Annotated in this window: 10 protein-coding genes; 1 reads left to right on the forward strand and 9 read right to left on the reverse strand. The window is 37.6% G+C overall.

The window, feature by feature from the left end; all coding sequences use genetic code 11:
• Nucleotides 1-8: 8 nt before the first annotated feature.
• From FNN09_RS17850 to FNN09_RS17860, 3 genes are all read right to left on the reverse strand, one after another.
• Nucleotides 9-1,394 carry a sodium-dependent transporter gene (locus FNN09_RS17850; protein WP_143303843.1) on the reverse strand — a complete coding sequence of 462 codons (1,386 nt, stop codon included), beginning with the start codon at nucleotides 1,392-1,394 and terminating at the stop codon, nucleotides 9-11.
• A gap of 92 nt (nucleotides 1,395-1,486) precedes the next feature.
• Nucleotides 1,487-2,563, reverse strand: coding sequence for a class II fructose-bisphosphate aldolase (fbaA, locus tag FNN09_RS17855; RefSeq protein WP_143303844.1), 1,077 nt, complete (start codon nucleotides 2,561-2,563; stop codon nucleotides 1,487-1,489).
• 314 nt (nucleotides 2,564-2,877) lie between these two features.
• The gene (locus FNN09_RS17860; protein ID WP_143303845.1) at nucleotides 2,878-5,193 is read right to left on the reverse strand and encodes a BamA/TamA family outer membrane protein; all 2,316 of its coding nucleotides are present in this window, start codon (nucleotides 5,191-5,193) and stop codon (nucleotides 2,878-2,880) included.
• Nucleotides 5,194-5,333: 140 nt separating this feature from the next.
• Here FNN09_RS17860 and FNN09_RS17865 point away from each other — a divergent pair, with 140 nt between their 5' ends.
• Nucleotides 5,334-6,101: an RNA methyltransferase gene (locus FNN09_RS17865; RefSeq protein WP_143303846.1), complete on the forward strand. Its 768-nt coding sequence runs from the start codon at nucleotides 5,334-5,336 to the stop codon at nucleotides 6,099-6,101.
• Here FNN09_RS17865 and FNN09_RS17870 read toward each other — a convergent pair whose 3' ends face one another.
• From FNN09_RS17870 to FNN09_RS17895, 6 genes are all read right to left on the reverse strand, one after another.
• On the reverse strand, nucleotides 6,102-7,676 hold the full coding sequence (locus FNN09_RS17870; protein ID WP_143303847.1) for an NAD(P)/FAD-dependent oxidoreductase: 1,575 nt from the start codon (nucleotides 7,674-7,676) through the stop codon (nucleotides 6,102-6,104).
• Nucleotides 7,677-7,741: 65 nt separating this feature from the next.
• Complete coding sequence (locus FNN09_RS17875) at nucleotides 7,742-8,461, reverse strand: porin family protein (protein ID WP_143303848.1); 720 nt, start codon at nucleotides 8,459-8,461, stop codon at nucleotides 7,742-7,744.
• Between the two features lie 44 nt (nucleotides 8,462-8,505).
• Nucleotides 8,506-9,234 (reverse strand): bifunctional demethylmenaquinone methyltransferase/2-methoxy-6-polyprenyl-1,4-benzoquinol methylase UbiE, encoded by a 729-nt coding sequence (ubiE, locus tag FNN09_RS17880; RefSeq protein WP_143303849.1) that lies wholly within the window; start codon nucleotides 9,232-9,234, stop codon nucleotides 8,506-8,508.
• Between the two features lie 147 nt (nucleotides 9,235-9,381).
• Nucleotides 9,382-9,900, reverse strand: a complete 519-nt coding sequence (locus tag FNN09_RS17885) for a TlpA disulfide reductase family protein (RefSeq protein WP_143303850.1) — start codon at nucleotides 9,898-9,900, stop codon at nucleotides 9,382-9,384.
• A 17-nt stretch (nucleotides 9,901-9,917) separates the two neighbouring features.
• On the reverse strand, nucleotides 9,918-12,143 hold the full coding sequence (gene purL / locus FNN09_RS17890) for a phosphoribosylformylglycinamidine synthase subunit PurL (RefSeq protein ID WP_143303851.1): 2,226 nt from the start codon (nucleotides 12,141-12,143) through the stop codon (nucleotides 9,918-9,920).
• 100 nt (nucleotides 12,144-12,243) lie between these two features.
• Nucleotides 12,244-12,558 (reverse strand): hypothetical protein, encoded by a 315-nt coding sequence (locus tag FNN09_RS17895; protein WP_143303852.1) that lies wholly within the window; start codon nucleotides 12,556-12,558, stop codon nucleotides 12,244-12,246.
• Nucleotides 12,559-12,674: the final 116 nt, after the last annotated feature.

The following is a 12,674-nucleotide window of genomic DNA, read 5'->3' on the forward strand; positions in this document are numbered from 1 at the left end:
CATTATTTCTAACCTAATAAACCAACCGAATATAAGAAAACAATAGCAATGGCAACCGGAGCCAAGAAGCGAATTATAAAATAGATACTCTTGAAAAGTTTGATTTTTATAGTGCCATTATTGGATAACTCGTTATAAAACTCACTTTGCTTCATAACCCAACCTGTAAAGATAGCGATAAGCATACCTCCTATCGGCAACAAAAAGTTTGAAGATACATGATCCATTGTATCGAAGATATTTCGTCCAAAAAACGAAACATCCTTCAACACACTGTTTGATAAAGAGCAAGCCACACCTAAAGCAGTAATACTAACAGCTGTAATAATAGTTGCTTTTAAGCGATTAATCTTCAACTCTTCGGTAAAGTAGGCTACCGCCACCTCTAGCAAGGAGATACTTGAGGTTAGGGCTGCTACAGCAAACAAGACAAAAAATGCAAGAGTCCAAATATACCCACCAGCCATTTTCTGGAAGATACTAGGCAACACCGAGAAAACCAGACCTGGCCCTTCTGTTGGAGGTACATTAAAATAAAATACTGCTGGGAAAATAGCAACACCTGCTAATACGGCAATTAAAGTATCTAAAAATGCCACTTCAATCGCGGTTTTTTTAAGGTTGTTATCCTTTTTAATATATGATCCATAGGTTATAATTGTACCCATACCCAAGCTTAAAGAGAAAAAGGCTTGACCTAAAGCATCCAGCACCACATCTATATCAATTTTAGAGAAATCTGGTTTAAATAGAAATTTTAATCCATCATAGGAATGTCCAATAACTTCGCCAGATTCACTTATATTAGCTCCTAAAGAAACAGAACGAATACCGATAACAACTATCAATAAAAATAAAATGGGCATGAGTAGTTTAGTTATCTTCTCAATACCATTTTTAATACCACCAATAACTACTAACGCTGTTAAGGTCATAAAGCCCACCTGCCAAAATACTGGACGTATAGGATTTGATATAAATTCGTTAAAACCTTTAGACAACTGTTCGGGATTCTGGCCTTTAAAGGCATTAATTACAGCCAGATAAATATACTCAAGCGTCCAACCAGACACTACACCGTAGAACGATAGAATCATAAAAGCTGCAGCAACACCCATTACTCCCGTAAAAAACCAAGGTGTTTTTGGTGCTAGAGATTTAAAAGCTCCAACCGCATTGGCGTTGGTTTTACGACCGATAACAAACTCCGACATCATAACTGGCAAGCCAATTAAAATTACAAATACAAAGTACAGCAACAAAAATGCTCCACCTCCATTTTGACCTGCTTCATAGGGAAACTTCCAAATATTTCCCAATCCTACAGCTGACCCAGCTGCCGCAGCAATAACACCAAATTTACTTGAAAATCCATCTCTAGGTTTAGAACTCATAACTTTACGATTAGTAGTAGACCAAATTATAAAAAAAGAGGCACAATGTACAATACATGTGCCTCTTAATTTACAATAAGTTTATACTAATATTACAAACGATCGATGCAATTAAGATCTTCGAATGCAACTTTTAAGCGATCAACAAGTGTTACCTGACCTGCACGCAACCAAACACGTGGATCATAAAATTTCTTGTTTGGCTTATCATCTCCTTCAGGGTTACCAATCTGACCTTGTAGGTACTCACGGTTTTTAGCTTCGAAAGCACGAACACCATCCCAAGTAGCCCACTGAGTATCTGTATCGATGTTCATTTTGATAACACCATAACCAATCGCCTCACGAATTTCTTCTAATGAAGAACCAGAACCACCGTGGAAAACAAAGTTTACAGGCTTATCAGCTGTTTTGTGCTTTTCCTGAATATACTTTTGTGAAGCATCAAGGATTGACGGCTTCAAAACAACATTACCTGGCTTGTAAACACCGTGAACATTACCGAAAGAAGCAGCAATAGTAAAGTTTGGAGAAACTTCTAATAATTGCTCATAAGCATAATTTACTTCTTCTGGCTGAGTATATAATAATGAGTTGTCAACATCTGAGTTATCAACACCATCTTCTTCACCACCAGTGATACCTAATTCAATCTCTAAAGTCATGCCCATTTTATTCATGCGCACTAAATACTCTTTGCAGATTGCAATATTCTCTTCCAATGGCTCTTCTGAAAGATCAAGCATATGAGAGCTGAATAAAGGCTTACCTGTCTCAGCAAAATGCTTCTCACTTGCATCTAACAATCCGTCGATCCAAGGTAATAATTTTTTTGCAGCGTGGTCGGTATGCAAAACAACAGGTACTCCATAAGCTTCTGCTAAAGTGTGAACATGTTTAGCAGCCGCTACAGCTCCTAAAACCTGAGCCTCTTGTCCATCTAACTTAAGTCCTTTTCCTGCGTAAAATGCAGCACCTCCGTTAGATAACTGAATCATTACAGGAGAGTTAACAGCTTTAGCTGCTTCTAAGATACCATTAACTGAATCTGTTCCAACAACGTTGACAGCAGGCATTGCAAAACCTTCTTCTTTTGCTACCGCTAAAAGTTTGTTCAAGTCATCACCAGTAACAACACCAGGTTTTACAACATCTAATACTCGCTTCATAGCTTTTAATTTATAGTTCGAAATAATATGCTTTTAAAAAACTGTACGAAATTAGTGAAAATCATCGAAAATAAATTACATTTTTTTACCTGCTAACATCTAATCACTTACATTTAAGAATGTTTCACTGTATCAATTTGTAAATGCAGAACATGACAAAAATCACTTATTAATTTGTTTGTCAACACCTTTGATAGCTCAAACACTCTTTTAAAAGCACAATAACTGCTCTGTTCCACCCCTACGAGATAAATATTAAAGGGTGCTTTTTTTGAAATATTAATAGAAGTTTAACGAATGTTTACATATTCATTTTAGAACGGATATCCGATGGCAAAATTAAAAGCCATATCATTCCACTTTATGGGTTGAACACCCAACACCCACCTATTTCCCTCTGGCAATATAGGATCCCGGGCCTTTATTCCCATATCAAGTCGAAACACAAAATAACTAAAATCAAGCCTTGCTCCAGTTCCAACACCCACAGCTATTTGCTTGTAGAACTTATTAAATTCAAACAAGCCTTTTAAATCAATGTCTTCATCACCAGACGAACGAATCGTCCATATATTACCAATATCCACAAAAAAGGCTCCTTCAAGCAACCAAAATAACTTAAATCGGTATTCAGCATTTGCTTCGAGCTTTATATCGGCTGTTTGGTTATAGTATTCTAATTGCGTCTCCTCATAGGAACCTGGCCCTAGGCCACGCACAGGCCAAGCTCTTATACTATTAGCCCCTCCAGAAAAATATCGACGTTCAAAAGGCATTACCGTAAGGTTACCATAAGGATAACCTGCCCCCATAAATATTCGATAAGCAAAAGCGTTAATCGGGTTTACTTTAATGTGATAGCGCCAATCAATATCAGCCTTAATATATTGAGCATAACGAATACCAAACACTTCGTTATACTCTTTACTCCTATTTTCCTGTACTAAAGAACTTAAACCGTCAATTAAATTACCGGCTGACTGTATATTAGCCTGAAAAAAATGATAATTCTTATTTCCGGCCACACTTTGCTCATTATAAGTATAGGAATAGGATGTACTGCTGATTAAGTGATCCTCATAACTATACTTTAAGAAAGTTGGTTCAATTTGTTTTTGAAATTCGGGGTCAATATAAGGCACATTAACAACGCTAAAATCGATGGGGGCCAAATAATGCGACACCAAAGCAGACGATTTCCATGAGTATCCAATACGGCCACTTGCAATTGTTCTCGTATAATCGGGGCGCCTCTGATAATTATATGCCAGGGTAAAATTGGTGCGAGGATTGTATCGCTTCCTAAAATTCTCAATTTTAAAAGGAACCATAAATTTCGGTATGGTTAAAGTGGCATCTGCACCTGCCTCTAAAGTTTGAAAATTTTCATTACTTCTGCTCCTTTGACTCTCTCCAGCAAGACGAAAGCCCATATTAAACACCTCTCCACCTCGCATAAAATTCTTATGCTTGTATTTAAAACTACCTGCTGCCCCAAGGTTACCAGAGGAATTAGTCCCTTCAACATCAACCGTATAGCTTTGTAATTTTGAAGATGATAATTGAATAAAACACTCCAACTGCCCTTCTTCTTGATCATTAACAGCATCCACCACTTCTTTAAAACGAATATTTACAAAGCGGAACAACTGCAATTCAGACAATAAGCGCTGGGTTTTATCCACCAAGTCCTGGTTATAATAATCACCTGGAAATATGTAATTGGAGTTAATTAACACATCAGCCCTAAAATCCAGATTAGTACCATACAACAATTTACAGCCTTCATACTCCACACTTTCGAAACTATTTAGGTAGTCACTCCCGCCATCGAGTGCCTTTTGCGGCTCGTATCCTACCAAAAAGTATACATCTTTAATTTTAAATTTACGATGGTTAATGATGGAGTCATTTTTCCCTTGCAATACAATACGATCCTTCATCACAATAAGCGAATCATTAACAGTGTAATTGCCCAAGGCACTGTCGGCAAGAAAGTACACGAACTCTTTCCGAAACGCATAGTACCCCTTATTTCGCATTGCACGTGTAATTCTACTTCTCTCCTTATCATGAAGTTCGGCATCAAAAGGCGCACCGCTTTTCAACAAAGCATTGGTGGTGTCTTTTAAAACATAATTTCTTATAGAATCATCATCCACACGATACGATAAATTACCAATATGATAGCGTTCCCCAGCTTGAATAGAATAGCGCACTTTTGCTTTTTTGTTCTTTTTATAAAGAACTGTATCTGTTACTACAGCATTATAATACCCCTTGTTATTTAAAAACAAGCGCATTTGCTCGTTGGATTTTTGTTTTAACAAACCATCGTATAAAACAGGCTCCTCGCCAATGCGTCGTAACCACTGATTAAAACCTTTAGCAGCATCTCTACCTGAAAGATTATATAATCCAAGATGAAAACGCCAAAAACCAAGAATTTTACCATTTTCCTTCTGACGCACATAATACTTCAATTCCTCCTTGGAGATATCTTTGGCTTCGCTCTCTATTTCGATTTTATTTAGCAAGTAAGCATTATCAGGAACGTACTTAGTTGAGCGACATCCGAACATGCCGATGATAAGTACCACCCCAACTAGTAATATAAACTTGTTCCCCATAATACTGATAAACGCTCTTGTAGAAAGAAAAACCTTAGAAATATGTCTTTCAATTTTGCCCTAAAGATATTTAATTCGCTTGATATGATATAACTTTGCGCAAGATAAACTCATTCATTACAGTTAAAGATTCAGTTTGTATGCTAAGTAAAAACAAACAAAAGTTCATTGCGTCATTAAACCGAAAAAAAATACGCGAGCAGCAAGGCGTTTTTATTGCTGAGGGGCACAAGCTAGTAATTGACTTAATGGGCTCAAATTGCAAACTCTTAACTTTAATCACCACCGAAGAATGGTTATCTGAACACCATCAAAACATCCAGAAAAACACAGAAATCATAACATGCCCACTTTCTGATATTAAGAAAATTACAACACTAAAAAGTCCTCCATCTGTCATTGCTATTTTCGAACAGAATAAGGCTCTTCTTAATATAGATGAATTGAACAGTCAGCTTTGTTTATTTTTAGATGAAGTACAAGACCCTGGCAATTTAGGAACCATCATCCGATTGGCGGATTGGTTTGGTATCGAACACGTTATCTGCACAAAAACATGTGCCGATATCTATAACCCTAAAACAATACAAGCAACAATGGGTGCCATTGGGCGAGTAAAAACACACTACGTGGATACCCAAACCTTTTTTGAAGACTACACACAATTAGGCCTCCCTATTTATGGCACCTTTCTGGATGGCAACAACATTTATCAAGAAAAATTAAGCAAAAACGGATTAATAGTAATGGGCAACGAAGGCCAAGGCATTAGCCCAAGCGTTGAAAAATTCATCAACCAGAAACTATACATCCCGTCATACCCTAGCGATGTAATTAGTTCCGAATCGTTAAATGTATCTGTGGCCACGGCTATTACCTGCGCCGAGTTCAGGCGTCAGTTTCAATAACTACTGAAGGCTTTTACCAGTTATAAATTCCCAGGTTTTTTCCGCACACTTTTCACCATCAATAGCTGATGATGCAATTCCTCCTGCATAGCCAGCTCCTTCACCACATGGATACAAACCTTTTATTTGTAAATGCTGAAACGAAGCTCTATCCCTTGGAATACGCACAGGAGATGAAGTACGACTCTCAACCCCAACCACCAAGGCCTCGTTTGTTACAAAACCATGTGCACGACGATCGAAATAATCGAGACCTTTTCTTAAACGCATTCCAATGTTCTCGGGTAACCAAAAATGCAATGGCGATGCAACTAAACCTGGAACATACGAGCACTCAGGCAAATCGAAGGACAATTGTCCGTCCACAAAATCGGCTAAGGACTGAGCAGGAGCAACCACTCCTCTACCTCCATTAACAAAAGCCAGCCGTTCAATTTCCATTTGATACTCCAAGCCACCCAAAACACCTTTATTCTGGAACTCTCCAATATCTTCGGGACGAACCTCAACTACCATTCCTGAATTAGCCCAAGGCGAATTTCTTTTGGATGGCGACATGCCATTCACAACCATCTCGTCTTTTCCCGTCATAGCTGGAACAATAAAACCACCAGGGCACATACAAAATGAATAAACCCCTCTTTCTTCAATTTGACAAGACAAACTATAAGTAGCTGCAGGTAAGTAATCTCCTCTTCCTTTTGGAGAGTGGTACTGAATCTGATCAATTAGTTCTTGTGGATGCTCAACCCGCACCCCCATGGCCCATGTTTTAGCCTCCAGCAATACTTTTTTATCATCCAACATGTAATAGATATCACGCGCCGAATGACCAGTTGCCAATATAACGGACTGCGCCATTATTTTTTCACCAGAATGAAGTACAACACCTTTTACATGTTCATCTTCTATGATTAAATCGCTAACCTTGGTATCGAAATGCACTTCTCCGCCAGCATCAATAATTGATTGACGCATGGCTTTGATCACTTCGGGTAATTTATCGGTTCCAATATGCGGATGAGCATCAACCAGAATATCATCATTCGCTCCATGAAACTGAAATACCTCAAGAATTTTTTTAAAATCGCCTCGCTTGGTACTACGCGTATATAATTTACCATCTGAAAAAGTTCCAGCTCCGCCTTCTCCAAATGCATAATTTGACTCTTCATTAACCGATTCGTTCCGATTTAAAAGTGCCAAATCTTTTTTCCGCTCATTAACACCTTTCCCTCGCTCCAATACAATTGGACGCAATCCAAGCTCAACTAAACGAAGAGCTGCAAAGTAACCGCCAGGACCAGCCCCAACTACAATCACTTCGGGTTTGTTTTTAACATCGGGATATTCAAATGAAACTGCAACAGGCTTTGGAGGCTTAATATTAGCATAAGCCTCAATATGCAACTGTACCAGCACAATCTTTTTGCGAGCATCAATGGACCGTTTCGCCACCCTTAAGTAAGTGATTTTTTCTGGGGCTACTTTCATTTTTTTAGCCACCAGGTCCTTGACAAGCTTATCGTCAGCTGCTTCTTTGGGAGAAATTCGTAAAACTATTTCGCGTTTCATTGATACCGATAGATTAATCCACCTTTTAAAAAGATGACACAATTTGAACGCAAAAGTAATTGAATTTATTCAAAATAGAATGTCAATGAAAAAATACGGGAATTTAGCTTATCAAGTGCATTGGTATATTCCATATCTATTTCCTCACCTGTCCCTTTTGGATTTAAGACATTACTCAGACCTATTGAAGCTTTAGCCTCTACTGAAAGGCGAAAATAGGTTAAGTAAAAATCAAAACCTGCCCCAAATTCTAAGTAAGGATCCAGTGAAGTAAGCAATAACTTATCTTGCTTATTCTTAGCCAAATCGTAACGTGTATTAATTCCTCCAACCAAATATGGTTTAGAGTTATGCATTCGAAAAGCATTGTATTTCAGCAATAAGGGGAATTCTAAAAATGTAGACTTAATTTTAAATGACTCTTCTCTTCCTATAAAATCACCATTTTCATCGTAACGTATGTAGGTCATATTTCGCTGTCCGAAACTAATGCCAGGCAAAAAACGAAGGTTTAATTTACTCGTTAGTTTATAACTTGAAATAATGCCAATATTTAAACCAGGCGTTAAGTCCAGCACGTCGGCATAAAGGATTTCGCCTGTTTTAGGATCGGGGACACCAGAATTATAAACCCTAAAATCCATTGTATTGATTCCAATTAAGAAACCAAAATGCAAAGGGCGCTCATCGAAAGAACGCAAATTAGCTATACCACTATTTTTTCCCTGAGCATAAACAGCTGCAACCAGAGCCAACATAAATATGGTGAGAAGTACCTTTTTCAATGGATAATTTTTGACTTTAAGTTATAAACTGATAATGTGCTTATTTATTGCGCAGGTTTCTCGGATAAATATATAGTTGCAATACCCATTGTTTGTTTATAGCGTTTAACAGGCCTCATACCAGCTTCTACCAACTCATCGTCAAAAAGCTGACCATCAGGAAAACTCAGTACCGACTCCGGCAGGTATGTATAAGCAGCTTTATCATTTGAAATAGCTCCACCTAACCAGGGCAGGATATACCTGAAATAAAATAAATACAACTGCTTAAATGGGAAGTAGGCAGGTTTTGAAAACTCTAGAACCACCATTTTACCACCTGGCTTTAAGGTACGTGCCATGTCTGTTAAACCCTTATTTAGGTTTTCGAAATTACGAACCCCAAAAGCAACCATAACAGCATCAAAGTGATTATCGTCAAAAGGTAGGTTTTCTGAATCGGCCTCTTGAACGGATATTACATCAGAGAGTCCCCTCTTCTCTATTTTTTCTTGCGCCACTTTTAACATCTCTGTTGAGATATCAATACCAACCACCTGGCATCCTAAACGCTGGTGCGCTTGCAGAGCAAGATCGCCGGTTCCAGTTGCTACATCCAGGATTAAAGGTTTTTCTTTACTTTTTAGCAAATTAATTGCTCTCTTTCGCCAAATCTTATCTATACCTAAGGATAAAAAATGGTTTAAGAAATCGTACTTGGGTGCTATATTATTAAACATCCCGGCTACTTGCTTTTTCTTAGAGCCTTCCGATGTATATGGTTTAACCGTCATTTTGATAAATTTTCTTCAAAAATATAAAAAAAGCTAAGAGCAACAGGTGCTGATGAAATTAACATCAGAATCAATAACATTAGATTATTTGTAAACGAAAAAAGGATGCCATTTAAATAGCATCCTAGAATACATTATGTAAATCTTTTACAAATTATTTTCGATAATCGTTATCATCTGCTCAAACTCCTGATGATTATAACCTTTTGATGCATAGATAACCTTTCCTTTTTTGTCGATTACGTAGTTTCGGGGAATCGATTGAGTAGCGAATTGCCCAAAAACAGCTCGATTTTCATCGGGACAGAATGGTAAGTCAAACCCTTTACTTTTTGCAAACTCATTTAACTCCTTCATCGTATGTTCCCGCCCCACTACTAGTAAAACAAAATCATCATTCCCTTTAAATCTTTCCCAAACATCTTTTTGCAAAACAGGAAGTTCTTTTATACAAGGAGGACACCATGTTGCAAAAAAGTTAATTAAAACAAGTTTACCTCTTAAATCCTCATTCGTTACTTCCCCATCTGGAGTGATTACTCTAAAAGCAGGTGAATCATCACCAACCTTCACTTTATCAACCTGATCAGTATTTGCCCAAGCGACTAAAATTCCAGCTGAGAGAATTAATCCAATTATTGATAAGGTACGCCATGTAAATTTCATAGTTATTAAGTGTGTGTTTATACTCCTTCAACCCAAACTTCCAATTTTTGTTCAAATGCTTTTTTCAAATCCTCAATATGTCCGAATGATTCATCATCAATTCTAATATCACCTTTCGTTACGTGACCCAATATTGAGAAAGGCACCTTGCTTTTCATCATAAAGTCAACAAAATCATCTTGCTTTTCAGGCGAAACAGAAACTACTACCCTACTTTGAGACTCTCCAAAAAGGAATGCTTCTTTTCGTATTTCAGCATCTGATGTAATATCAAAACCAAACTCCAAAGGAATACTTGACTCTAACAAACTAAAGAATAGTCCACCGTTTGACACATCATGAATCGATCGAACCAATTCTTCTTTTATCATATCATAAACTGCCCCTTGCAAGTCTTGCTCTTCAGCAGCGTCATAAAACGGAGCCGCTGATTTCTTAATGTTCAAAATACTACTTGCATACTCAGAAGAGTTAACGTCGTTACGTGACTGGCCAATTAAGAATATCATATCCCCTTTATGTCGAAAAGATAAAGTACTATGGTGTTTTTTGTCATCAACCAAACCAATCATACCAATAACCGGAGTAGGCGTTATTGGCTTTAACAGTCCATTTTCTGAACGTTGGTTATGAAAACTAACATTGCCACTTACTACCGGCACCTTAAAATCTTTACAAGCCTTAGTGATACCTTTCACCGAGTCCACGAATGTTCCATATACCTTTTCGTCATATGGGTTACCAAAATTCAAGCAATCAGATACGGCCAAGGGCTTAGCTCCTGCACAAACCAAGTTACGTGCAGCTTCTGCTACTGCGATTTGGGCTCCAATAAAAGCATCTGACTTCATGTAACGTGAGTTACAATCCATAGTGGCAGCAATTGACTTATCGGAATCTTCCACATTAATAAAAGCTGCATCCGAGGGAAAATCAAAATTATCACCCTCTGTTCCATTGGGTTTATTAAACTTATCTGTTAACCAACTTTTAGAAGTAACATTTAAGTTCGACAACATTGCCTTAACTACGTCAGGATAATGATCTGGCTCATCATAAATATCTAAATTAATTTCTGGTGACTTTTCCTTATTTAAGGCATAATCACGATCATAAACAGGCGATTCTGATCCTAACATGCCAATATCAACAGGCAACTCAGCAACCTCTTCCTGATTATAAGTACAAACAATACGATTATCGTTACTCACATTTCCAATTACAGAAACCGCTACTTGTAAGCGCTCCAACACCTCACGAGCAGAATCTAAATCGCTAGGTTTAATACAAATTAAAACACGTCCCCATGTTTGAGATAACAGTAAATCTTTAACCTCTAAACCCTTTTGTCGTTCAGGGATTTTATCAACATTAAGTTGCATACCTGACTTACCACGAGCCGCCATTTCCAAAGCAGCACCAGCTACCCCCTGCGTACCAATCGACTGAATACCTATGATCTCTATTTTATCTGATAACTGAGAGATAGCTTCTTGTAATTCCTTTTCAATTGATACATCCATCATTTGTTCAATAGACACAGGTGGTGTATCTATTTCGGCAAGTATATCGGTTTCAAAAACATCGGTATCGACTCCATCCTTACCTGTTCTGGAGCCAACTATTAACACCAAATTACCATCTCCCTGAGCCACACCTCTTAATAGTTTATCTTTAGGCACTATTCCAATAGCCATATTATTTACTATTGGTGTAGTGTTGTATCCTCGCGAGAAAAATGTTTCGCCTCCAAGAATTGGCACATCAAAACCTCTTTCAAATTCACAAATACCCTCTGCCACCTCTTCAAACAACCACCTAGCAGTATCCCTTTTACCATCGCCAAAACGTAAGGAACTTAGAAAAGCTGATGGCTTGGCTCCCATTGAAAACACATCGCGCATCACTACCCTCAAACCAGTTAAAGCACCTAATCGGGGCTGAATAGCACACGGACTATTGTGTGATTCAACTTTAAAAACACAAGCCTTTCCATCACCCAAATCTACAACTCCAGCATTATCATCTCCAGCTGCAACAATTACATCGTCTCCTTGCATCGGCAGAGTTGACAACCATTTAATTGAATTTTTATAGGATGCATGTTCAGACCAAAGTCGTGAAAACAATTCTAACTCCAAAGCATTAGGATTGCGCTTCAACAGTACCTTTATCTTATCAAATTCTTCAGAAGTCAAATCTAACTTCTCGGCCTCTTCTAATGTAGTTATTGTAGTGCTCATAATTCAGCATTTTAGAATTGTTCTTTCTATCAGAAACAATTTAATATACATTTGTGATGCATTGGATAAAGTAGGTTATCAATGTTGAAAGTATAAAAAATTACCCAATTACCAAACGGAAAAAAGCATTTAAACGAGACAGTTGAGATATGTTATAGTTTTTTACACGAATCATCAATTTGCATTGATCAACGACATAAACAGACATTGTGATGAAACGAGCCATAAGGATTGCTTCACACACAGGAGCGTGATTATTTTGGCGAGTTCCATGTGGCAATAAAAAACAAAATTTAAACACATGAAACGACCATGTAAATTTAGCATCTAATTTTTCACACAGGGGAATGATAAAATTTACTTGAGAGTTCCATATGGCAAATGAAAGAAAATTATAATCATATGAAACATCCATGGCAAGTAAATTTGACACACAGGGGGATGATTATTGGTGGGAATTCGGAACTTAGTGAATAAAAGAAGGCATGGCTAGGACAAGTAACAACATAGAGTTTGAGCAGGTCATTGAAC

This window comes from Carboxylicivirga sp. M1479, from assembly GCF_007097485.1.
GTDB lineage: Bacteria > Bacteroidota > Bacteroidia > Bacteroidales > Marinilabiliaceae > Carboxylicivirga.